The sequence below is a fragment of the Carnobacterium sp. FSL E2-0243 genome (genome assembly GCF_038003605.1).
GTDB classification, from domain to species: Bacteria; Bacillota; Bacilli; order Lactobacillales; family Carnobacteriaceae; genus Carnobacterium; species Carnobacterium maltaromaticum.
Genome location: NZ_JBBOPM010000001.1, coordinates 2,261,878 through 2,285,494, shown reverse-complemented (window position 1 = coordinate 2,285,494; position 23,617 = coordinate 2,261,878). Strand labels below are relative to the sequence as shown.

The 23,617-nt window shown below is 35.1% G+C and carries 24 protein-coding genes, 1 pseudogene and 1 other annotated feature; of the genes and pseudogenes, 20 read left to right on the top strand and 5 right to left on the bottom strand.

Features of this window, described 5'->3' with window-relative positions:
- Positions 1 to 33 precede the first annotated feature (33 nt).
- The 17 genes and pseudogenes from ftsZ (at position 34) to MHI00_RS10655 (ending at position 17,891) form a co-directional block, all read left to right on the top strand.
- Positions 34 to 1,308: a cell division protein FtsZ gene (gene ftsZ, locus MHI00_RS10735; RefSeq protein ID WP_341113562.1), complete on the top strand. Its 1,275-nt coding sequence runs from the start codon at positions 34 to 36 to the stop codon at positions 1,306 to 1,308.
- Positions 1,309 to 1,980, top strand: coding sequence for a YggS family pyridoxal phosphate-dependent enzyme (locus MHI00_RS10730; protein ID WP_341113559.1), 672 nt, complete (start codon positions 1,309 to 1,311; stop codon positions 1,978 to 1,980).
- Between the two features lie 20 nt (positions 1,981 to 2,000).
- A complete protein-coding gene (locus MHI00_RS10725; protein WP_010053425.1) occupies positions 2,001 to 2,498 on the top strand; it encodes a cell division protein SepF in 498 nt (165 codons plus the stop codon).
- A 20-nt stretch (positions 2,499 to 2,518) separates the two neighbouring features.
- Positions 2,519 to 2,779, top strand: coding sequence for a YggT family protein (locus MHI00_RS10720; protein ID WP_010053427.1), 261 nt, complete (start codon positions 2,519 to 2,521; stop codon positions 2,777 to 2,779).
- Positions 2,780 to 2,821: 42 nt separating this feature from the next.
- Positions 2,822 to 3,601 carry a YlmH family RNA-binding protein gene (locus MHI00_RS10715; RefSeq protein ID WP_015075994.1) on the top strand — a complete coding sequence of 260 codons (780 nt, stop codon included), beginning with the start codon at positions 2,822 to 2,824 and terminating at the stop codon, positions 3,599 to 3,601.
- 136 nt (positions 3,602 to 3,737) lie between these two features.
- Complete coding sequence (locus MHI00_RS10710; RefSeq protein ID WP_010053429.1) at positions 3,738 to 4,358, top strand: DivIVA domain-containing protein; 621 nt, start codon at positions 3,738 to 3,740, stop codon at positions 4,356 to 4,358.
- A gap of 8 nt (positions 4,359 to 4,366) precedes the next feature.
- Positions 4,367 to 4,582, top strand: a binding site (T-box leader).
- Between the two features lie 422 nt (positions 4,583 to 5,004).
- Entirely contained in the window at positions 5,005 to 7,788 is a 2,784-nt protein-coding gene (ileS, locus tag MHI00_RS10705) for an isoleucine--tRNA ligase (RefSeq protein ID WP_341113550.1), read from the top strand.
- Between the two features lie 360 nt (positions 7,789 to 8,148).
- Complete coding sequence (locus tag MHI00_RS10700; RefSeq protein ID WP_010053432.1) at positions 8,149 to 8,589, top strand: LytTR family DNA-binding domain-containing protein; 441 nt, start codon at positions 8,149 to 8,151, stop codon at positions 8,587 to 8,589.
- Between the two features lie 17 nt (positions 8,590 to 8,606).
- Positions 8,607 to 9,059 carry a DUF3021 family protein gene (locus MHI00_RS10695; protein WP_015076000.1) on the top strand — a complete coding sequence of 151 codons (453 nt, stop codon included), beginning with the start codon at positions 8,607 to 8,609 and terminating at the stop codon, positions 9,057 to 9,059.
- Positions 9,043 to 9,960 (top strand): ABC transporter ATP-binding protein, encoded by a 918-nt coding sequence (locus tag MHI00_RS10690; protein ID WP_341113545.1) that lies wholly within the window; start codon positions 9,043 to 9,045, stop codon positions 9,958 to 9,960. The genes MHI00_RS10695 and MHI00_RS10690 overlap by 17 nt, the downstream gene beginning before the upstream one ends.
- Entirely contained in the window at positions 9,953 to 10,807 is an 855-nt protein-coding gene (locus MHI00_RS10685) for an ABC transporter permease (protein WP_341113542.1), read from the top strand. The genes MHI00_RS10690 and MHI00_RS10685 overlap by 8 nt, the downstream gene beginning before the upstream one ends.
- A gap of 280 nt (positions 10,808 to 11,087) precedes the next feature.
- Positions 11,088 to 12,086: a diaminopimelate epimerase gene (gene dapF, locus MHI00_RS10680; protein ID WP_010050332.1), complete on the top strand. Its 999-nt coding sequence runs from the start codon at positions 11,088 to 11,090 to the stop codon at positions 12,084 to 12,086.
- A gap of 147 nt (positions 12,087 to 12,233) precedes the next feature.
- Positions 12,234 to 12,434, top strand: coding sequence for a cold-shock protein (locus tag MHI00_RS10675; protein ID WP_010050334.1), 201 nt, complete (start codon positions 12,234 to 12,236; stop codon positions 12,432 to 12,434).
- A 380-nt stretch (positions 12,435 to 12,814) separates the two neighbouring features.
- Entirely contained in the window at positions 12,815 to 14,479 is a 1,665-nt protein-coding gene (gene alsS / locus MHI00_RS10670) for an acetolactate synthase AlsS (RefSeq protein WP_056999968.1), read from the top strand.
- A gap of 37 nt (positions 14,480 to 14,516) precedes the next feature.
- Positions 14,517 to 15,233, top strand: coding sequence for an acetolactate decarboxylase (budA, locus tag MHI00_RS10665; protein ID WP_015076005.1), 717 nt, complete (start codon positions 14,517 to 14,519; stop codon positions 15,231 to 15,233).
- A gap of 246 nt (positions 15,234 to 15,479) precedes the next feature.
- Positions 15,480 to 16,418, top strand: coding sequence for an alpha/beta hydrolase (locus tag MHI00_RS10660; RefSeq protein ID WP_015076007.1), 939 nt, complete (start codon positions 15,480 to 15,482; stop codon positions 16,416 to 16,418).
- A gap of 70 nt (positions 16,419 to 16,488) precedes the next feature.
- Positions 16,489 to 17,891, top strand: a pseudogene (locus MHI00_RS10655) (IS3 family transposase).
- 129 nt (positions 17,892 to 18,020) lie between these two features.
- On the opposite strand, the gene MHI00_RS10650 reads toward MHI00_RS10655, so the two are convergent.
- The 5 genes from MHI00_RS10650 to MHI00_RS10630 all read right to left on the bottom strand — a co-directional run bounded on the left by MHI00_RS10650 (position 18,021) and on the right by MHI00_RS10630 (position 21,789).
- The gene (locus MHI00_RS10650) at positions 18,021 to 18,731 is read right to left on the bottom strand and encodes a glucosamine-6-phosphate deaminase (protein WP_157455117.1); all 711 of its coding nucleotides are present in this window, start codon (positions 18,729 to 18,731) and stop codon (positions 18,021 to 18,023) included.
- Between the two features lie 87 nt (positions 18,732 to 18,818).
- Positions 18,819 to 19,265: a hypothetical protein gene (locus MHI00_RS10645; RefSeq protein ID WP_010050347.1), complete on the bottom strand. Its 447-nt coding sequence runs from the start codon at positions 19,263 to 19,265 to the stop codon at positions 18,819 to 18,821.
- 119 nt (positions 19,266 to 19,384) lie between these two features.
- On the bottom strand, positions 19,385 to 19,639 hold the full coding sequence (locus MHI00_RS10640; protein WP_010050349.1) for a GlsB/YeaQ/YmgE family stress response membrane protein: 255 nt from the start codon (positions 19,637 to 19,639) through the stop codon (positions 19,385 to 19,387).
- Between the two features lie 173 nt (positions 19,640 to 19,812).
- Positions 19,813 to 21,039 (bottom strand): toxic anion resistance protein, encoded by a 1,227-nt coding sequence (locus tag MHI00_RS10635; RefSeq protein WP_010050351.1) that lies wholly within the window; start codon positions 21,037 to 21,039, stop codon positions 19,813 to 19,815.
- Between the two features lie 39 nt (positions 21,040 to 21,078).
- The gene (locus MHI00_RS10630) at positions 21,079 to 21,789 is read right to left on the bottom strand and encodes a 5-bromo-4-chloroindolyl phosphate hydrolysis family protein (RefSeq protein ID WP_010050353.1); all 711 of its coding nucleotides are present in this window, start codon (positions 21,787 to 21,789) and stop codon (positions 21,079 to 21,081) included.
- A 241-nt stretch (positions 21,790 to 22,030) separates the two neighbouring features.
- Here MHI00_RS10630 and MHI00_RS10625 point away from each other — a divergent pair, with 241 nt between their 5' ends.
- Genes MHI00_RS10625 through MHI00_RS10615 form a run of 3 tightly spaced genes read left to right on the top strand, consistent with a single transcriptional unit; the run spans position 22,031 to position 23,597 of the window.
- Complete coding sequence (locus MHI00_RS10625) at positions 22,031 to 22,594, top strand: NUDIX hydrolase (protein WP_341113521.1); 564 nt, start codon at positions 22,031 to 22,033, stop codon at positions 22,592 to 22,594.
- 14 nt (positions 22,595 to 22,608) lie between these two features.
- Positions 22,609 to 22,851 (top strand): cell wall synthase accessory phosphoprotein MacP, encoded by a 243-nt coding sequence (gene macP, locus MHI00_RS10620; RefSeq protein WP_202883511.1) that lies wholly within the window; start codon positions 22,609 to 22,611, stop codon positions 22,849 to 22,851.
- Between the two features lie 53 nt (positions 22,852 to 22,904).
- On the top strand, positions 22,905 to 23,597 hold the full coding sequence (locus MHI00_RS10615) for a 5'-methylthioadenosine/adenosylhomocysteine nucleosidase (RefSeq protein WP_010050359.1): 693 nt from the start codon (positions 22,905 to 22,907) through the stop codon (positions 23,595 to 23,597).
- Positions 23,598 to 23,617 lie beyond the last annotated feature (20 nt).

Genomic DNA, 23,617 nt, shown 5'->3' with positions numbered 1-23,617 from the left:
GTTCTGAGGAGCTAGCTTCTAGGAGGAAATAGGATGGAATTAGAATTTGATTCAAACTTAAATGGAGCTGTAATTAAAGTTATTGGTGTCGGTGGAGCTGGTAATAATGCAGTTAACCGTATGATTGATGAAGGCGTTAAAGGGGTAGAATTTATCGTAGCCAACACAGATATTCAAGCTCTACAAAGCTCAAATGCAGAAATTAAAATTCAATTAGGACCTAAATTAACAAGAGGATTAGGTGCTGGTTCAAATCCTGATATTGGTCGTAAAGCCGCTGAAGAAAGTGAAGAGCAAATTGCAGAAGCGTTACGTGGAGCAGATATGATCTTTGTTACAGCTGGTATGGGTGGTGGAACGGGTACTGGAGCTGCTCCAGTAGTTGCTCGAATTGCTAAAGAACAAAGTGCTTTAACAGTTGGAGTTATTACACGTCCATTTACCTTTGAAGGACCTAAACGTGGTCGTTTTGCTGCAGAGGGTGTTTCTGAAATGAAGGATCATGTTGATACATTAGTGATTATTTCAAACAATCGTTTGTTAGAAATCGTTGATAAGAAAACACCAATGCTAGAAGCATTCCATGAAGCTGATAATGTTTTACGTCAAGGGGTTCAAGGAATCTCAGATTTAATTACAGCACCAGGCTATGTAAACTTAGATTTTGCAGATGTTAAAACAGTAATGGAAAATCAAGGTTCAGCTCTAATGGGTATTGGGATGGCAAGTGGTGAAAATCGTACGGCTGAAGCAACTAAAAAAGCTATTTCTTCTCCATTATTAGAAGTATCAATTGATGGCGCAGAACAAGTCTTGTTAAATATCACAGGTGGACCAGATTTAACTTTATTCGAAGCACAAGATGCATCTGATATTGTTTCAGCTGCTTCAACAACTGAAGTAAATATTATTTTTGGAACATCTATCAACGAAAATCTTGGCGATGAAGTGATTGTAACAGTTATTGCAACAGGTATTGATGCTCGTAAAGGTCAACAAGCGCAAGGTGGAACGAATCGTAGTCGTGGCTTTGCTAATAGCGAAGATACAGCTTTTAGTCGTCAAACAGAAGCTCCAGCAACGAATCAACAACCACCACAAGCTAAAACAGAAAAAGATCCATTTGGCGATTGGGATATTCGTAGAGAACCTAATGTACGTGAAAATTCGAACTTCCAGCGTGAAGATACATCATCTGAAAAAGCTGAATTTGATGTTTTCAAACGTGACTCAGCAGCAGAAAAAGGGCATAGCAATGATGAGGACAGTTTGGATACACCGCCATTCTTTAGAAGACGCCGTAAATAAATGACGATTAAAGAAAACTTACAACAAGTTGAAGAAACGCTTAATCTTTCTTTAACTCATGCCCAACGTCAACCAGAAGCGGCAACATTAATTGCTGTTACTAAAGCTGTAAGTAATGAAGAAACAGCTGAAATCTATCATTTAGGGATAAAGAATTTAGCTGAGAATCGGCCAGAAGGTTTGATTGCGAAACAAGATTTTTTACATGAAAAAGATATTATTTGGCATTATATTGGTAATTTACAATCTAGAAAAGTCAAGCAAGTGATTAATCGAATTGACTATTTTCATAGCTTAGATCGTCTGACTTTAGCTAGTGAGATTGAAAAGCGAGCAGATCATCAAATTGCGTGTTTTGTGCAAGTTAATGTTAGTAAAGAAGAGTCAAAGCATGGGATTTCGCCAGCAGAATTAACAGAATTTATTGCTGAACTAGCGAATTACTCAAAGATTCAAGTGATTGGATTAATGACGATGGCGCCATTAGGAGCCAATGAAGCTGAAATCAGACATTATTTTTCAGAGTTGCGCATTTTACAAGCAGAAATAGCCAGTAAAAAAATTCCCTATGCTCCTTGTACTGAGTTGAGTATGGGAATGAGTAACGATTATCAATTGGCAGTAGAAGAAGGGGCCACTTTTATCCGAGTCGGTTCACTATTGTTTAAATAAAAATTTGAAGGAGGGTTATTATGAGTATGTTAAGTAATGTATCCAAGTTTTTTGGATTAGATGAAGAAGATGATTACGATTATGAAGAATACGAAGTTCCTGAGGAAGCTCCCAAAGCAGTAAATACTCAGCCTAAAGCTCAAGTGAAAACATTTAACGAAGCAAGGCAAGCAGCGCCAACAACTAATCGTGTTCCGAATCAAAAAAATAGTAAGGTGGTTGCTATGAATCAATCTACTATTCCGCAACAATCAAAAATCGTTGTTTTTGAACCTAGAGTCTATTCAGAAGTACAAGAAGTCGCTGATTTGTTAATTAGTAACCAATCGGTTGTTTTAAACTTTAATAGAATTGAAGAAGATCAAGCTAAACGTATCGTTGATTTCTTAACGGGCACGATTTATGCGATTAATGGGGATATTCAACGAATCGGTGACGAAATTTTCCTATGTACTCCAAACAATGTAGAAATTGATGGTATGCTAACAGAAATGATGCGCGACAAAGAGTTTTATTAGAAACGAGGTGTTTGGATTACATGTTTGAATTATATCTTATATTGGCACGTTTAATTAATATCTATCAAGGTGTCATGGTTGTCTATATTTTATTATCTTGGTTACCAGGAGCTTATGATTCCAAATTAGGTGTAGTGCTAGCTAAAATTTGTGAACCATATTTATCAGTGTTCCGTAGAATCATTCCTTCTTTAGGAGGAATTGATTTTTCACCTATCTTAGCATTTTTCGTATTAGGTCTTGCACAACAAGGATTAAGAGTTATTTTATTAGGAATGTAGTCCAATAAGTAAAAAAAATAAGTTAGTAAAGGGGTAAGCAGGATGATTGAAAATGTCTATCAACATTTTAGAAAAGAAGAGCGCCCCTTTATTGACGCTTTGAGCGAATGGATTACAGAGGTTGAGGATCAGTATACTCCCTATCTAACTGATTTTTTAGATCCAAGACAGATGTATATTGTTGAATCATTAGTAGGAAAACGTGATTTAAAACTTTATTATTTTGGTGGGTATGAAGCAGCAGAGAGGAAACGTGTTTTCATCTGTCCCGATTACTATACACCAACCCAAGAAGAGTTTAAAATTGATATTTGTGAAATACGATATCCTACGAAGTTTGCCAAATTATCTCATAGTAAAATTCTAGGGACGTTGATGTCTGTTGGAGTGAAGCGTGAATACTTTGGTGATATTGTCTTTGATGGAGAGCGTTGGCAATTTTTTGTGGATGTAGGAATGAAAAATTATGTTGAAAACCAAGTCGACAAAATCGGAAATGTCAGTGTTCGAATTGAAACAAGAGATTATACAGAAATTATCACACCAATTGATGATTGGACATTGGTTCAAGATACGGTTTCATCAATGAGATTAGATGCAATTATTGCAAGTATTTTTAAAATTTCAAGACAGCGTGCAAAACAGTTGATTGAAGCTGGAAAAGTTAAGTTGAATTGGGCAGAACAATTGCGTCCTGATTTTGAATTAGGACTACTAGATATAGTGTCTGTTCGAGGATATGGTCGAATTCAGATTAAAGAAATAGAAGGCAAGACAAAAAAAGATAAATGGCGAATTCAATTTGGTGTGCTCTTCAAATAAAATTAAAGGACTTTCCTTGTAGAATTCGGCTTAGTGCTTTATAATAAAGGAACAAACAACAAAAAATTGATGTGTGGAGGTGTCTTATATGGTATTAACTCCGTTAGATATACATAACAAGGAGTTCCCTGTCAAGATGCGCGGTTATGATCAAGACGAAGTCAATGATTATTTAGATCAAATCATTAAAGACTACGAAATGGTTTTAAAAGATAAACGTGAATTGGAAAAGAAATTGAAGTTCAGTGAAGAGAAGGTTGAGCATTTTAACAATTTACAAGATGCTTTAAACAAATCAATCATTGTAGCTCAAGAAGCAGCGGACCGTGTTAGAGAAAATGCAAACAAAGAGTCACGTATGATTATTATGGAAGCTGAGAAAAATGCTGATCGTTTACTTGACGAAGCAGTAACCAAAGCCCGTAAAATTACATTAGAAACAGATACATTGAAAAAAGAAAGTCGCGTCTTCAAACAAAGATTGCAACTTTTAATTGAATCTCAGTTAGAAATGGTAAAAAATAAAGAGTGGGATGAGTTATTACAAGCTACTTCTTTAGAAACCATTGAAATTCCAACATTAAAAGATGTCTTATCAGGTTTACCAAGTAACACTGAAGATGATTTAGTGATTGAAGATGAGATCAATGAATTATCAAGTATCGACAGTTATGATGATGAAAAAGAAGAAGAAGACGATAAATTTCATTTAGAAGGTACATTAGCAGCAATAGAATTACCTGAAGATAAAGACTAAAAAAATAACTTAAAGCAATGATTAGAACAGAAAAACGATTAAATACTATCAAGCGAGCCGGCACCTAGTGAAAGACCGGTTAGTCCCTTTAATTTGTTAGATCCTCTATGAGTGTTGAATTGAAAGCAGTAAATTCAACCGTTTGATTGGCGTTAACAATTACTTGAGAAAAAGAAGCAATTCTTTTGAAACTTGGGTGGTACCACGAAGACTTCGTCCCTATACTTATAGGGGCGGAGTCTTTTTGCCATGGCTCTCAGCGCTTCAGCGCATAGAGCCATGGTATGCATCGGTCTGTAAAGACCGATGAAATCCTATAATTGTTCTTAAACTTTTTAGGCTAGCACAGTATGTCTGAAAGGCCTAAATGAGTGTTAAATTAGAAATAAAAGCTTTTGAGACAAGGTCGGTACAAAGGATCAAAATCGTCCTGATGGCCGCTTTGTACCATTTCGCTAAAGGGTGAAACCCTTAAGCTCAGTGGCAAGCTCAATGGCACTGGCAAGATTTAAAAACTATAATAAAAACAAGACATTTGATATAAGGGTGGGAACAAATGAATCAAAGTCGCCTTAGCAGTCGCTTTGTACAAATTCGCTAAAGGGTAAACCCTTAACCTCATTAGCAACAAAGGAGTTTTATCCCTATGAAAATGAAAGAAACGTTACAATTGGGTCAAACAGAGTTCCCAATGCGTGGTAATTTACCAGTTAGAGAAGAACAATGGCAAGCAGATTGGAAGACGGTTGATATGTATGGTCAACGTCAAAAATTAAATGAAGGCAAACCAACTTTTGTTTTACATGATGGACCTCCGTTTGCAAATGGAAATATCCACATGGGTCATGCCCTGAATAAAATTAGTAAAGATATCATCGTTCGTTATAAATCAATGTCAGGCTACCGTTCTCCTTATGTACCAGGATGGGATACTCACGGACTACCAATTGAACAGGTTTTAACGAATAAAGGAATTAAACGTAAGGAAATGTCTTTAGCTGATTATCGTCGTTTATGTGAAGAATATGCACTTGAGCAAGTAAATATTCAACGTGAAGACTTTAAACGCTTAGGCGTTGCTGGAGAGTGGGATAATCCTTATATTACTCTTAATCCAGATTATGAAGCAGCACAAATTCGTGTTTTTGGAAAAATGGCAGAAAAAGGGTATATTTATAAAGGCTTAAAACCTATCTATTGGTCTCCATCTAGTGAATCATCATTAGCTGAAGCTGAAATTGAATACAAAGATGTAAAATCTGCTTCTATTTATGTAGCATTTAAAGTTGTTGATGGCAAAGGCTTATTAGATAATGATACGTCATTCGTGATTTGGACAACGACACCTTGGACGATTCCAGCTAACTTAGGTATCACGGTCAATGCAGATTACAGTTATGTTGTTATTGAAGCAGACGGTGCCAAATTCGTAGTAGCTAAAGATTTGTTAGAAAAGGTTTCAAGTGAAATCGGTTGGGAAAATGTGACTGTTTTAAATGAATTAAAAGGGTCTGAATTAGAATATATGACTGCACAACATCCTCTTTATGAACGCACATCATTACTAATGGTTGGCGATCATGTAACCTTGGATGCCGGAACTGGACTTGTTCATACGGCTCCTGGACATGGGGACGATGATTTTATTGTTGGACAAAAATATAAATTAAATGTATTGTCTCCAGTTGATTCAAAAGGGGTCTTTACAGATGAAGCACCAGGATTTGAAGGTGTATTTTATGATAAAGGGAACAAATTAATTACAGAAGCTTTAAATGAAAAAGGCGCATTGTTAAAACTTGATTTCTTTACTCATAGCTATCCACATGACTGGCGTTCTAAAAAACCTGTTATTTTCCGTGCGACTCCACAATGGTTTGCTTCGATTCAAGATTTCCGTGGTGAAATTTTAGAAGCTGTTGAAGGCGTTGAATGGGTTCAAAAATGGGGGAAAACACGTCTTTATAACATGGTTCGTGATCGCGGAGATTGGGTCATTTCAAGACAAAGAGCTTGGGGAGTTCCATTGCCAATTTTTTATGGTGAAAATGGCGAGCCAATTATTACACCAGAAACAATTGAACATGTAGCTAATTTATTTGCTGAATTTGGTTCAACAGTTTGGTTTGAAAGAGAAGCTAAGGATTTATTACCAGAAGGCTTCACTCATGAGTTTAGCCCAAATGGAATCTTTACAAAAGAAATGGATATTATGGATGTCTGGTTTGATTCAGGATCTTCTCATCAAGCTGTATTAGCTGCTAGAGAAAACCTAACTTACCCAGCTGATATGTATTTAGAAGGTTCTGACCAATATCGTGGCTGGTTTAACTCAAGTATTACAACAAGTGTTGCGATTAATGGGATTGCACCATACAAAACAGTTCTGTCACAAGGAATGGTTTTAGATGGTGAAGGACGTAAAATGAGTAAATCATTAGGTAACACTATTTTGCCAAGTAAAGTAATTAAGCAAATGGGTGCAGATATTATTCGCCTTTGGGTATCAAGCGTTGATGCTCAATCAGATGTCCGTGTCAGTGATGAAATTTTGAAACAAGTTTCAGAAGTTTATCGTAAAATTCGTAATACGATGCGTTTCTTATTAGCAAACACGTCAGACTTTAAACCAGCAGAACATGGAATTAAATATGATGACTTACGTTCTGTCGATAAATATTTATTGATCCGTTTAAACCAGCTTGTTGGTGCTGTTGAAGAAAATTATGAAAACTATGATTTCTCTTCAAACTATCAATTAATCAATAATTTCTGTACAGTTGACCTGTCTCAATTTTATCTAGATTTTGCTAAGGATGTTGTTTATATTGAAGCTGAGAATGCTTATGAACGTCGTGCTATGCAAACTGTATTCTATGAAGTTTTAGAAAAAATGACGAAATTATTAACACCAATCTTACCGCACACAGCTGAGGAAATCTGGAACTTCTTAGATGAAGAAGAAGATTATGTTCAGTTAGCTGAAATGCCAGCAGCAATTGAGTATCCAAATCAAGGCGAATTATTAGACATGTGGGATGCCTTTATGACTTTCCGCGACCATGTTCAAAAAGCCTTAGAAGAAGCTCGTAATGAGAAGAAAATTGGTAAATCGTTTGAAGCTAAATTAATACTTTATCCAACTGAACAAACAAAAGTATTATTTACTGCTTTAGACAGCAATTTAGCACAATTATTAATTGTCTCAGACTTAGAAATTGCTGGCGATAAAGCAGCAGCGCCAAGCGAAGCCTTACAATTTGATGATGTGGCAATTGTTGTTGAAAAAGCACATGGTGAAACATGTGAAAGATGTCGTGGCGTCAAAGAAGATGTTGGAAGCCATGCAGATGCTCCAACTTTATGTGATCGTTGTGCAACAATTGTAGAAGAATTTTATCCTGCAGCTTTGGAAGTAGAAGCAGAGTAATGCATTGAGGTTGCCATTTCGCTTAAGGGTTTTACCCTTTAGCGAAATGGTACGAAGCGGCTGCAAAGCCGACTTTGATCCATTGTTCATTTCTCACCTTTAGCAAATCAGTATATAAAAGTCACTAATTTCTCATGAGTGGGAATCAATCTAATAATAAACAGTATGAAATCAACATTTATAAAAATGGATTTCATGCTGTTTTTTGTTGTTTTAAAAAATTTTACTCATTTTATTGCGAAGTGCTACAAAAATAGTTTGATTTTTGGTTGTAAGTTATGTTACTGATTTTGTAACTTATAGTTAATCGACTGTTTTTTTATTAAAAGTATCCTATACTGTAAATATGGAGGTGTTAAAATGCGAATTAGAATTGAAGAGGATGTAAGCAATGATGAGGAACTAGAGGTTACCATTCATTGCCAATCTATAAACGAAGAAGTAGAAGCACTTATTCAGTTATTAGAAACGCAAGAAGAATCAATTCCAGTTTTTAAAGAGAAAAAAATAAAGCAATTATCTTTAAAGGATATCTTCTATTTTGAAACAGTTGATAATAAAACGTTTGTTTATTCTGCAACTGAGGTTTACCAAACAAATTTAAAATTATATGAACTTGAAGTGCGTTTAACCAATAGCTATTTTATTCGAACATCAAAATCTCTGATTTTAAATATACTTAAAATTGAGCATGTAACGCCAGCGTTTAATAGCCGCTTTGAAGCAAAATTAGAAAATAATGAGACGATTATTATTTCAAGAAAATTTGCTCCGTTGCTCAAAAAAAAATTAGGAATCTAAGGATAGGAGGAAAAAAAGTGGAAAATGCTAGAGATAAATTTTTAGGTTTTATTCAAAGATATTGTATTATTTTTACAGGAAGTACCTTGTCTATGTTGGCATATTTAAGTATTTACAAAGAACCATTTGTTTCTATAGACGTGCTGCTTGTTCTTATGTTCATTTCAGCAATTATTAGTTTTTTTCAACAACTATTATTTAGTAGTGAAGAAAACTATAGTAAAAAAGCTGTACTTATTCGTTCTTTTCTACATTTTTTAATCATAATGACGAGTGTATTGCTAAGTGCTATCCTCTTCAATTGGGTTGAAACTACACAACAATTTTGGGTTCTGACTTTGCTTATCATCGGCACATACAGCATACTATGGCTTGTATTTTATTTTAAAGATCATTTAACTTCTCAGAAAATTAATCAGAATTTAAATCTATATAAAGAAAGGATGAAGAAACATGACGAATCTAATTAACATTCAAGGATTAACTAAAAAATATCAGCAAAAAGAAGTTGTTAGTTCTCTTGATTTGAAGGTTGAAAAAGGCAGTTTATTTGCGTTCTTAGGACCTAACGGAGCAGGGAAATCTACGGCAATTAATATGATTTCAACGGCAATTAAGCCCACATCTGGTTCTATTTTCGTGGATGGTTTAGAAGTCGGGAAAGAAAATACTGGAATTCGACAAAAAATTGGGATTGTTTTTCAAGATAATGTGCTAGATGATTTATTAACAGTTGAAGAGAATTTATTATTTTGGGGTAAAATTTATAGCTTATCCAAAAATGAGTTAAACAAACAACTTGATTTTTTAGAGAATTTACTTCACTTAACAGATATTTTAAAGCAACGCTTTGGAACTTTATCTGGTGGACAAAAGCGTCGTGCAGAAATTGCTAGAGCAATTATTCATCGTCCGTCACTCTTGATTTTAGACGAGCCCACAACAGGGCTTGATCCTAAAACACGAGTTCAAGTTTGGCAAACAATTACTTATTTAAGAGAAAAACTAGGTATGACTGTTTTTTTAACAACACATTACATGGAAGAAGCGGCGGAAGCAGATAAAATTGCGGTTATTAATCATGGAGAATTAATTGCTTTAGGAACTCCCAATCAGCTACGAAATAAGTATTCTAGAGATTCATTAACCTTGTATCAGACCTCTTTAGAAGATTTGAAAATAGAATGTGAAAAACGAAAGCTAGGTTACACTGAAGGAATTGATTTCATTCGAATCCAAGTTAGAGATACAGATGAAGCTTTGCATTTATTAAATGAACTAAATAATCTGTATCAATCTTTTGAAGTCCGTAAAGGCAATTTAGATGATGTCTTTTTAGCATTAATCAAAGGAGGGACAAATAATGATTAGACGTGGGATGAAAATTTATTTTCGAGATCCAATTGGCGTACTAACATCCATGTTAACTGTGATTATAATTATTGTTCTGTATGCTGTTTTTTTGGGAAATAACTTAACTAAAGCCATTGAAGCAGAAACAGCAGGAATCGAAAAAATCGATTTATTTGTAAAAGCATGGGTGTTAGCTGGAATCATAACGGTTATGCCAGTTACACTCTCTATGGGAATTTTTAGTATCAAAATTGATGATGATTTAACTGGGACCACAAAAGGTTTGATGGTCGCACCTATTTCACGGTTTAAAATTGTTTTAAGCTATTTAATGACCGCTTTAATTATCACGATTAGTTTCACTATTCTAGCTTTTATTATTGGTTATTTTTACTTGGCTCATTTAGGATTGAAAATAGCTAGTTGGGAAATGGTAGTGCCAATTTTAGGTGTGATTGTAGTGAATGCTTTTTGTTCAATTGCGATGATGTTTTTTGTCATCAGTTTTATAAAATCAAGAACGAGTTATAGTTCAATTTCTGCAATTGTTGGGACCTTAGTTGGTTTTTTAGCTGGAATTTATTTGCCAATCGGACAATTACCTGGAATTGTTCAAACAGTTATGAAATTTTTCCCGATGACGTATAGTGCCGCGCTATTAAGAAATAATATATTAGATAGTAGCTTTAAGACTATTTTTGCTGATGCTCCAAGTAGTATGGTTGACTCTTTAAAAGAAAATTTAGGTGTGAACTTATTTATTGGGAATCAGTTGGTAACAAGCCGTTTAGCTTTTATTATTTTAATTAGTACGGGCTGTTTATTTCTGTTATTGACTGTATTAAGAAAGAAGAAAAGTTCCTGATGCTTTGCCATTGCCATTGAGCTTAAGGGTTGTACCCTTTAGCGAAATGGTACAAAGCGGCCATCAGGACGACTTTGATCCTTACAATTACTTAAGTCTTACAGACATACTGTGCTAGCCTAAAAATTTTAATACCAATTATAGGATTCCATCGGTCTTTCCAGACCGATGGATACCATGCCTCTAAGGTGCTACGCACCAAGAGGCATGGCAAATAGAAAAATCCCCTGATTTATGCTATGATAGGTAGGAGAAAATAGTAAAGGGGCTACGATATACGATGCAAATACAGCTAACAAAGGTTCATGGTTCAGAAAACGATTTTTTTATTTTAGATGAAACACTTTTAGATCGTACTTTAACTGAAAAAGAGTTGGTCCAATTAACTAAAATCGTAACGAATCGTCAAACTGGATTGTTACATGGCGCAGATGGTGTCCTTTTAGTTAGTGAATCCAGTCATCATCACTCGGATGTTCGAGCTAAGATGCGGGTTATTAATAATGATGGAAGCGAAGCTAGTATGTGTGGCAATGGTCTAAGAACGGTTGCTCGCTATGTAGCTGAAAAGGAACAAATGGATTATTTTAAAATTGAAACCCTACATGCTGATTTACTCGTTCAAAAAGCTAAAGAAATTGGCAAGGATGTAGCTACGTATCAAGTCGAGATTTCACCAGTTTCATTCCATACGTCAACTTTACCATTAAATACTGAGGAAGACACGTTTATTAATCAACCATTCCCTGAGCTAGCAGAGGGCTTATTATTTTCGGCAGTCGCAGTGCCTAATCCACATTTGATTGCTTTTGTTGATCACGAAACGTTAAATGGACCCTTGTTAGAAAAAATAGCGACCTATGTAAATGGCGCTAATCCTTATTTTCCTGACGGAGTTAATGTCAGCTTTGTAGAAGTTTTAGGTAAAAATCAGATTTTTGTTAAAACCTATGAAAGAGGAGTAGGTTTTACAAATGCTTGTGGAACAGCTATGTCGGCTAGTAGTTTAATGTATGTACTCTTAAAATCTGGAGAATTTAATGAAAAAATTTCTGTTTATAATCCTGGCGGTATGGTTCAAACCTTAGTTCACCAGGATCAAGAGGATGATTATTGGATGGAATTAATTGGCAATGCTACATTTGTTCAAAAAATTGAACTGTCGTTAGAGGATTTATTAAACCAACGTTTTGATAATGTTGATATCAAGATGTTAAATGAAAATGATGCCTATCAAGAATTTGTAAAAGAGGCTCAAATGAAACTTGTAAATAAATGATTTTATCATGAAAGACTGCTATAGAGGTATAGGAACCCCTTGCATAACAATTTTAGTTAGGCTATAATATAGGCGTAATAGTTTCATATAACCTAAATTTGGTTATTGAATCTCTTATAAAAAGAATTATTGGAGGTAGACAGCAATATGGAAAAAGGTACAGTAAAATGGTTTAATGGTGAAAAAGGCTTTGGCTTTATTGAAGTTGAAGGCGGAGAAGATGTATTCGTACACTTTAGCGCAATCCAAGGTGACGGATTTAAAACATTAGACGAAGGTCAACCTGTTGAATTCGAAATCGTTGAAGGCAATCGTGGTGCTCAAGCAGCTAACGTTGTAAAACTATAATTAACTAAAATACGATTTTCCAGGAGCAGTCATTTATGGCTGTTCTTTTTTGCTGTGGTTCTTGTTGCTTTAGCAACTTAGAAACACAGTATGCATCGACCAAAAGGGGACGATGTAATCCGAAAATTTTGGTTTGCTGAAAAATACAAAATTGTATAGAAAAATAAAGTTAAAATGAGGAAATTTTAATATTACTAGAAAAGTACTACAAACTAAAAATGAGACAGGTTAAATAAGAAAGCGTTCTACTTTATATCCTTGTTAATTTATCTGTTTTTTCACATTCTTTCTAAATTTTAATGTAAGTTGTAAATACTTGTTATGATTATAAATTATGGTATCATTAGTTTTGTGTAATAAACGAAATAGGTGGGAAACGAATGAAATCAGAAAAGAAGTATGGCGCAGATGCCGTTGTAGAAAGTTTAGAAAATCTGGAAGTCGAGTACGTTTTTGGTATTCCAGGTGCTAAAATTGATCGTGTATTTGATCGTTTAGTGGATGGAGGACCGGAATTAATTGTTGCGAGACATGAACAGAATGCCGCTTTTATGGCAGCTGGAATTGGTCGAATTACAGGAAAACCAGGAGTAGTGATTGCAACAAGTGGGCCAGGTGCTAGTAACTTAGCAACAGGTTTAGTCACTGCTACGGCAGAGGGCGATCCTGTTTTAGCAATTGGAGGTCAAGTTAAGCGTGCCGATTTATTAAAATTGACTCATCAAAGTATGGATAATGCGGCTTTATTTGAGCCGATTACAAAATATAGTGCTGAAATACAAGAACCAGAGAATATTTCTGAAGTTTTAGCTAATGCCTATCGCGCTGCAGAAGGAGCAAAACAGGGCGCTAGTTTTGTCAGTATTCCGCAAGATGTGATTGATTCTCCAATTAAAAATAAAGTGATAGCACCTTTACAGATACCTAAGTTGGGTCCAGCAAGCCCAGTTGAGATTACATTATTGTCGCAAAGAATTAAAGCCGCGAAGTTGCCTGTCTTTTTATTAGGCATGCGTGCTTCTAGCCCAGAAATCACAGAAGCTATCCGCAACATTGTTCGTGTATCCGATATTCCGGTAGTAGAAACCTTTCAAGGGGCGGGAATTATTTCTAGAGAATTGGAAAAAAGTTTCTTTGGTCGAGTGGGTTTATTCCGTAATCAACCAGGTGATATGTTATTGAAACGCAGTGATTTAGTGATTACAATTGGTTATGATCCGATTGAATACGAAGCACGTAATTGGAATGCTGAATCAGATGCAGATATTATCGTCATTGATAGTACACCTGCTGAGATTGACCAGTATTTTCAACCAGAAAAAGAATTAGTTGGGGATATTGCCCAAACGTTAGACTTTTTATTGCCTTATTTAAAAGGGTACAAGTTAGACGATGATTCTACTCTTTATTTAAACAGTCTCCAAGAAAAATTAGCTCAAAGAGATATTCCGCCGGTTGATGAAAATGCACTTTATACTCATCCACTTGCTGTTATTTCAACGCTACAAAAATTAGTGACTGACGAGATGACTGTTACAGTTGATATTGGGAGTCATTATATTTGGATGGCACGTCACTTTAGAAGTTATGAACCGCGTCATTTGCTTTTTAGTAATGGGATGCAAACACTTGGTGTCGCATTGCCGTGGGCGATAGCTGCAGCTTTGGTTCGACCAACAACACAAATTATTTCAGTATCTGGAGATGGAGGATTTTTATTTTCTGCTCAAGAGTTGGAAACAGCAGTTAGACGTAAGCTTAATATTGTGCATTTAATTTGGAATGATGGGCGCTATAATATGGTTGAATTTCAAGAAGAAATGAAGTATGGTCGTTCTTCAGGAGTTGATTTTGGTCCAGTTGATTTTGTTAAATACGCAGATGCCTTTGGTGCAAAAGGGTTAAGAGTGACAAAACCAAGTGAATTGGAAAAGGTATTAAAAGAGGCATTTGCAACAAAAGGACCTGTTATTGTTGATATTCCAATTGACTATAAAGACAATCAAGCGCTGGGTAAAACCATTTTACCAGATCAGTTTTATTAATCTTTTGGGTATCGAAATAGGAAAGGAAGACGAAAAAATGTCAGAAAATAAAACGTTATTTCAACAGGGAACTCTAGGAGCTTTGATGGCAGGCTTGTACGATGGAACCTTAACCATTCGTGAGCTTCTAGAGCATGGAAATACCGGAATCGGCACAATGGATGCTTTAGATGGGGAATTAATTATTATTGATGGAGAAGCTTACCAAGCGAAATCTGATGGCTCCTTTAAAAAATTAAGCGGTCTTGAAAAAGTACCTTATGCGGCTGTTACGTATTTTGATGCTGAAAGGGATTATGAAATAAATAAAACAATGACTGCCAGTCAAGTTAAAGAATTGATTGAGTTTGAACTAAGTAGTCTTAATTCGTTTTCGGCTGTTAAAATAAAAGGGCATTTTAAACAGATTCATGTCCGAAATGTACCAAAACAAAATAAGCCTTATCCGCGACTAATTGATGTATCTAAAAATCAACCTGAGTACCAAGAAACAGAAATGGACGGAACCATTATTGGCTTTTATACACCAGCACTTTTTCAAGGAGCTGCAGCAGCAGGTTTTCATTTACATTTTATCAATGACCAAAAAACATTTGGTGGCCATGTTTTAGATTTTGTTATCGAAAGAGGTCAAGTTGAAATTGAAACGATTGAGACGTTAGAGCAACACTTTCAAATTCATGATGCAACTTTTATGGAAACTGAATTTGATGATTCCAATCTTCATAAAGAAATTGAGCTTGCTGAAAGCTGATTTTTCAACTAAATAGAATATTAAAGCTTTTGAATATGGCGTACTCTAAACGAGTACCATGTTCAAAAGCTTTTTTGACTAAAATTCTACAAAAGCAGATTAAATTTTTCTAAAAGCTTTAATTTGCTTGCCAATAGTCAAAATCTTATATAAACTGATAAAGACTAGCGTTACGCTAGATATGAATTTTAGTTCTTTAAATAGAAAAAATAGGCATATTTTTAAGTAGGAGGTACAAGTTAGACGATGAAGAAAAAAATTATTATTGGATTATCAAGCTTAGCTACTATTACCGTTTTAGGTTTAGCTGGGGCTGGTTTATATTTCTATGACGTTGCTGTAGCTATTAATAAGAAAGATTTTTTAGAAAGTAACGACAAAAAAGTTGATAAAAAAGATCCTTGGGCAGCTGAAAAAAAATGGTACACGGAGGCAGACCGTGAAGAAATTAAGTTAACCTCAAATGATGATTTAGTCCTGTCGAGCATCTACATTGCTGCTGAAAAGCCAAGTAATAAGGTTGTGATCTTAGCTCATGGATACAGTGGGAATTTGGAAGAGATGGCACCGTATGCTAAATTGTATCATGATATGGGCTTTAATATTTTAGCTCCAGATGCACGCGGTCACGGCTCAAGCGAAGGCAATTATATTGGTTTTGGTTGGCCAGAGCGTAAAGATTACCAACAATGGATTCAATTGATGATTGATAAAGTTGGGTCTGATACTGAAATTGCTTTGCATGGCGTTAGTATGGGTGCTGCAACTGTTATGATGACAAGTGGAGAAAAGCTACCTAAGAATGTTAAAGTCATTGTTGAGGACTGTGGGTATAGTTCTGTTACCGATGAATTAAATGTTCAATTAAAAGAGCTATATAATTTACCAAGTTTTCCTTTAGTCCCAATTACAAGTGTGGTTACGAAGATCCGTGCTGGTTATAGTTTTGAAGAGGCTAGTGCTGTAGAACAAGTCAAAAAAAATAAAGTGCCAATGCTCTTTATTCATGGGGATCAAGATTCTTTTGTGCCAACTGAAATGGTTTATAAAGTTTACGAAGCAAATGCTTCAGAAAAAGAGTTATATATTGCGCCCAATTCTGAACATGCTAAAGCCTATGAAAAAAATAAAGTCGAATATAGTCAAAAAATTCAAGACTTTGTTGGGAAGTATATATCAAATTAAAAAAACGGCTGGTGTGTACCGACCCCCAAAAGTTAGACCTAAAAATCTAATTTTTTGGGGGTCTTTTTGTATGACAAAATATAGTGTAGAATTTAAAATGAACATTGTACAAGATTATTTAAACGGTGAGGGAGGAACCCCCTATCTAGCTAAAAAATATGGATTTAAGGGGGATTCCCAGGTGCGTAACTGGATAAATGCGTATAAAGAATTTGGTAAGGAAGGCCTACTTCATAGTCGTCGAAATAAAACTTATTCTGTTCAATTCAAGCTAGATGCGATAGAGTTATATTTAACAACAGAGATGTCCTATCGAGAAGTTGCCAATCAGTTTGGAGTAAGCACTTTTTCGACAATTGCCAATTGGTATATAACCTACCAGAAAAATGGCGTAGATGGACTCTCACAACCGAAAGGACGTCCATCTAAAATGCCTAAAAAAAAGAATAAATTACCAGTTAGTGATTCTTCAAAAACAGAGTTAACCTATTTAGAAGAGCTTGAAAAAGAAAATCGACGATTAAAAATTGAACTCGCCTATTTAAAAGAATTAAGGAGGTTGCGTTTGAAGGAACAACAGAACAACAAGCGCTAATCATTCATAACCTCCGAGAAAAATTCAGACTAATCGATATTCTTGAAACCCTTGGGTTTCCTAAGTCAACCTATATGTATTGGCAACAGCGTTTTAATCGTAAAAATCCAGATAAACAAATTGAAGAAGAGATGATAAAGATTCATCAAGAACATAAGGATTATGGGTATCGTCGGATGAACCAAGAACTTAGACATCGTGGAATCCTTGTGAATAAAAAGAAGGTTCAACGTTTAATGAAAAAAATAGGAATACTAGTACGCTCATTTACACGGAAATCCCGTAAATACAATTCCTACAAAGGGACTGTTGGAAGAGTGGCAAAAAATCGGATTCACCGACGTTTTTATACAAGTATTGTTCATCAAAAAATGACAACAGATACAACTGAATTTAAGTATTATGAAAAAGATCACTCGGGTAGTTTACGTATTAAGAAACTCTATCTAAACCCGTTTATGGACATGTATAATAGTGAGATCATCTCTTATACAATTTCAGAGAAGCCAACAGCTCATGCGATTATGAGTGCATTGAAAGAAGCGATTGAGAAAACAAGCGATTGCACTTATCGTCGAACGTTCCATTCAGATCAAGGATGGGGATACCAAATGAAGGCCTATAACCATGAATTAAAAAAGCATCAGATTTACCAAAGCATGTCTCGCAAAGGAAACTGCTTGGACAATTCTCCTATGGAGAATTTCTTTAGTATCCTCAAACAAGAACTTTACCATGGCGTTATCTACAAAAGCTACCAAGAATTAAAACAAGCGATTGAACATTATATAAAGTACTATAATCATTCTCGAATAAAAGAAAAATTAGGCTGGCAAAGTCCAGTTCAATTTAGAAAGAAGATGAGTTTCACTGCGTAAAAAAACAGAGTAGAAAAATCTACTCTGTAAAAAGTCTAACTTTTGGGGGTCACTACAGTGTGTAAATCACCAGTCGTTTTTTGTTTATAGGCTAGCTCTTATCGTAGCTGAACGGGCTCAACGAGCTTTTTATTTGTCAAGCGCAGAAGCGGCTTCTTGATCTAAAATAACGGTTAAATTAGGATGTAATTTTAAAATGGAAGACGGAATATTTGGGTCAACAGGTCCTTCTAAGGCTTTTTTTAGAATGTCGGCTTTATGTTTTCCATTGGCAATCAGAACTAAATGCTTCACTTTCATAATACTAGCTGCTCCCATTGTATAAAAAGCATCTGGCATTTTGTCACCAGCATCTGCTTTAAGGCCGTCATACCAAGGATATTCTGGTAAAATATCAACTTTATGAGTCATGGCATCGAAGCGAGTTGAACCTGGCATGTTGGCACAAAAATGACCATCCCCACCAATTCCGATGAGCATCACATCAAGTCCACCAGCGTTGGCAATTTCAGCATCGAACTCTTGGTAGTTATCGGGTGATAATAAATGAATGTTGCTTTCAGCGATTTCTGCAGGTCCAAAATATTCAGCTCGTAACAAGCCTTCAGTCATACCGACAGCTTCACCTTTAAATGGAACTTCATCAAAACTATAGTAGTGAACATTTGCTAAATGTGTTTTATTTTTTACTAGTGGGGTGATGATTTCATAAAAACGTTTTGGGCTATTTCCAGCAGTCACTGAAACATTAACCCGTTTGTCTTGGTGCATATGACCTAATAAAATTTGAGCAGTGGTTTGACTTAATTGTTCATAGTTTTCTTCAATAATTATTTTCATAAAAAAACCTCCAATTTTCTGATTTGTATTAAAACGTTTACAATTTTAGTATAGCAGATGTAATGCATTACATAGCAAGAATTATTTTTAGTTTTCTGATTCATTTAAAAGAAGAGCAAGTTTGTTTAAGGTTTCTTGGCTCCAAGAGGTTTTTAAGGAAGTTAAGGCAGGTTTAAAAAGTAGACCTGTTTTACCGCTTAATTTGACTTCAATAGCTAAGGTCAAATTTGTTGTCGTTGTTGTTGGTGCATCGGCTTTTAAAAAACCATATCCTGTTACTTTTCCAGTTGTTGAATGAAAAGTAAAATCAACAGAATGAGTTTGTTTATTTAGTTGGATATTAAATTCAAGTTGAACTTCGCGATCAATAGGTCCTAGCTTAAGATAAAGAAAGACGTGATAAGTTGTTAGACTTAGTTGGTTAAGACGGATGAAATCTGGTAATAAGGGTAACCAGTTTTCTGGAATTGAAATAAAATCCCAGACTGTCATGAGAGGGGTGTTTAATTGAAGTTTGTATTGTTCGATGGCCATTGAAATTCCTTCTTTCTTTAGTCGTGCTATCTTAATAAGTATAACAAAGGTGAAAGTGAGAAGAAAGTTTTTAAGCAAATAAAAAAGGCTGAGACTATTAATCTCAGCCTAATTATTGACTATCTTTTATTGCGGTTTCCAACAATAAGAGAGTAGATGAAAATCAGAATGATTGCACCAATCAGAGCTGGTAAAATAGCAAAACCACCTATTACAGGACCCCAAGTACCGAATAAACTAGATCCAATCCAAGAGCCTAGGAAACCAACGATAATATTGCCAATCATTCCACCAGGAACGTCTTTTCCAAGAATCATCCCACCGATTGCGCCTAAAACGCCACCTACGATTAATGACCAAATAAAACCTAACATATTATCTTCCTCCATTTCTTTACACTATTTATTATAAACAACATTTAGTTGCAAATCAAAAGATATGACTTATAAAATGTTATATTAAAAAATGTAGAGTGAGTATTTTTTTAAATTTTTATTCAAATAAAAGAACCTAGGAGAATTAAAAACCCTAGGTTCTTTCTTATTTTTTAGTAGCGTTTTCCGCTATTATCATCAGTTGTTAGCGCTAAAAGCTTGTCACGTAAATCTGTTTCCATAACAGCAAGTTCTTTTTCTGCATCTTTACGTTTGATTCGACCTTCTTGTTGTATTTTTAAAGTTTCTTGTAATGTTTCAACTAAATCATTTTGAGTTTGTTGAAGTGTTTCGATATCAATTACACCTCGTTCATTTTCTTTAGCTGTTTCAATTGCTGAAATTTTCAACATAGCTGAATTTTTCTTCAACAAGTCATTCGTGGTTTCAGAAACTTGGCGTTGAGCAGTAACAGCATCTTTTTGACGTAAAAGTGTTAAAGCAATCGCAATCTGATTTTTCCAAAGAGGGATGGCTGTATTGATTGATGATTGAATCTTTTCAGCTAACGCTTGATTGGTATTTTGAATTAAACGAATTTGCGGAGCTTGTTGAATCGTCATTTGTCTAGCTAAACGTAAATCATGAGTCCGTTTTTCTAAACGATCTAAAAATTGATTTAAATCATTGACAATTTGAACATCCATTTGATCGTTAGAAGCTTCAGCTTTTTTTACAGCTTCCGGAATTAAAGTCGTTTGTAATTCTTCCATTTTTAATTCGCCAGCAGCAATATAAATATTTAATGCATCGAAATAATCTTTATTTTTTTGATAGAGTTGCTCAAGCATCATATTATCATTTAATAGTCCGCTTTTTTCTTTATCCAGTTTTATGGCGATTTTATCAATTTGCGCACCAATTTTTTGGTACTTAGACGTCATTTCATAAACAGAACGTTTTACTTTACCAAATATTTTCTTAAAGACATTGTTGTCTTCTGCACGTAGTTCATCAGGATTTGCTTCGTTTAAGCGATACATTAAATCATTTAAAGAATCCCCGATTTCACCGGTATCTTGATTTTGAACATGGTTTAGCATACTATGCGAAAATTCACCTAATTTTTGTTGCGCAGCAGCCCCGTAACTCATAATTGCTTGGGCATTTCCAACATCAATTTGTTCTGCTAAAGCCTGAGCTTGGACTTGACGCTCTTTGGGTAAACGATCAACTAATCTTGGTGCTACAGCTTCTTTACTGCTTTCTTGTAAAGGAGCTTGCGGTGTAGAACTCAACGGTGCTGTAGCGTCAGAAAAAGGATTCGCTAATAAATCTTCTAACTCGCTATTAACTTCCTTCACGCTGGATTCTGGTATATTTTTATCAAATTCAGTCATACGATTCTCTCCTTAGTGGTTCTTTTGTGTAGTAGAAACTCATTGTTCTTCTTGTTCTTCATTATCTCGTTCAATGGCCTGTTTGGCAAGCTCAATCTCTAAATCCATTTCTGCTAAGTCATCTGCTTTAAAAGCTGCGTAATCAACAGCAATCAGCTGACACATTTCATCAATAGTACTGGCACTTTTTTCTAATGTTTCGAAAGTTGTTTTATTTTTAATCTCATGGTTGTTGATTTCATTGTATTTTTCAGTTAAATCAACTAGAGAAGGCAAATGTACGTATAAAAATTTATCCACTTCATGTAAACGGCGCGGTTCATTAGTAATATCTTTAAATAGAGCCTGAGTTAAGTGAATCGTATTATTACGTGCTTCAATTGCTTTTAGTTTTGAGACTTGTTTAAGATTTTGTTCTAAAACTAGAATTTGATTTTTAGCAGTATTCATTGTTTCACGGAAAAACTGAGTTTCCTCTTTCGACATGCCTGCTTCTTTATAAAAGGTTTCTTTGTCTTCTGTTAAGCGATGAAGAGACTCATCAATTGTAGCTTTTTTGTCAGTAGATTTACTTTGTTTTTTAAGGCCTGTAACACTAAATAAAAGACCGCCTAGAATAAAAGTGGCTAAAACAGCCGGTCCAAAACTAACCTTGAAAAACAAGATAAAGACAAGGAACGCCAAAACACAAAAGACGCTAGTCAACGTATAACGGAGAATACCAAAGATATTCTTGAATAAATGGTTCATTTTAATCACTCCAATTGTTAAATTTTATACAGTAGTCAATTTTTTATGGGTCATTTGCTGTACCCTTATTCTAGCATAAAATAGCCCGAAACTCATATGAGACTAAAGAAGGATTTATTTCTACAACTATTGGGAGAAAGATGATGAACTTCTAATGCAAATTTGCTTGAAATATGGGATAATGAATAGAAAAAGTTGGATTGTTTAGTAAAACTACTAACTTAAGAAGAGGCGGGATAAAATGGATTTTGAAGAAAAAACAATCAAACGTGAACATATTTATCAAGGAGCGATTATTAATCTTTTTTTAGATGACGTTTTGTTACCCAATGGAAAAGAAGCAAAACGTGAGATTATTAAACATCCTGGCGCAGTCGCAATTGCAGCTTTTACCAACGATGATAAAATGATTTTTGTTAAACAATACCGCAAAGCACTAGAAAAAGTCATTATGGAGATTCCTGCCGGTAAAATTGATGGGACAGATACAGAACCTATGGATGCTGCAAAGCGTGAATTGGAAGAAGAAACAGGCTATCGAGCACAAAGTTTTTCTCATGAAACGTCTTTCTACACAGCGCCAGGGTTTGCTGACGAAATCATCCATCTTTATCGTGCAGAAGGATTAACCCAAGTCGAGAATCCATTGCCACAAGATGAGGATGAATTTTTAGAATTAGTGGAATTAAGTTTTGAAGAAGCTTGGGCAGCCTATGAAAATCAAGAAATGTGTGATGCTAAAACAACTTGTGCATTACTGTTGTGGAAATTACGACATGTTGCTGAAAGTGGGGCCAATAACTAGTGTCAAAACCAGAAATGACGCGTACGGAACTTAAACGTGCGAAAGAACAAGAAGAAAAAGAACGTAAAAAACGGGATAAAGAACGTTTAAGAGTAGAAAAAGAGTATCAAAAGCAGTTAGAAAAAGAAGGACATATCACGAAAAGTCGTATGATTGAAAATGAGAAAAGCCGTGAAACAGGTCGCTTTTTAACCAAAGCAATTGTGATTGTGACACTTTTATTAGCTGTTGTCTTAGCGATTGTCTTTTTAATTTAATCCTATTGGATTAGTTCATATGAAATAAACTAGCTGAATGGAGTCGAACGAACATGAAAATTGGAATTATTGGAGCAATGGAGGAAGAAATTCTATTGCTGAAAAGTAAAATGAGCAACAAAAAAGAATGGACTGAAGCAAAGGCCGATTTTATTGAGGGACAGATTGGCGAGATAGAGGTTGTTTTAGTTCGTTGTGGGATTGGTAAAGTCAATGCGGCATTAACAACAACTTTACTATTAGCGAAACATGATATTGATTTAATTGTAAATACTGGATCAGCCGGTGGTATTGGAGCGGGATTGCATGTTGGAGATGTCGTGATTGCCTCAGAAATGGCTTATCATGACGTTGATGCTACTGTTTTTGGATATAGCATTGGACAAGTGCCACAAATGCCAGCTCGTTACATTGCTAATCGAGGTATAATTGAAAAAACAATAACGGCAGCTAAAAAAACGGGTTTAACACCAGTCAAAGGATTAATTGTAACTAGTGATTCATTTATTGCTAGTCAGGCTCAAACCGATGTAATTCTAAGTAATTTTCCAGATGCACTAGCTTCTGAAATGGAAGGAGCGGCAATTGCTCAAGTTTGTTATCAATTTGATGTACCTTTTGTGATTATCCGTGCGATGTCAGATGTTGCGGATGAAGAAGCGGGAGTAAGTTTTGATGAATTCATCATTGAAGCAGGGAAAAAATCAGCTGAAATGGTTTTAGAGCTAGTTGCGAGTTTAGCTTAATCTGAATAAATTATTTTAGA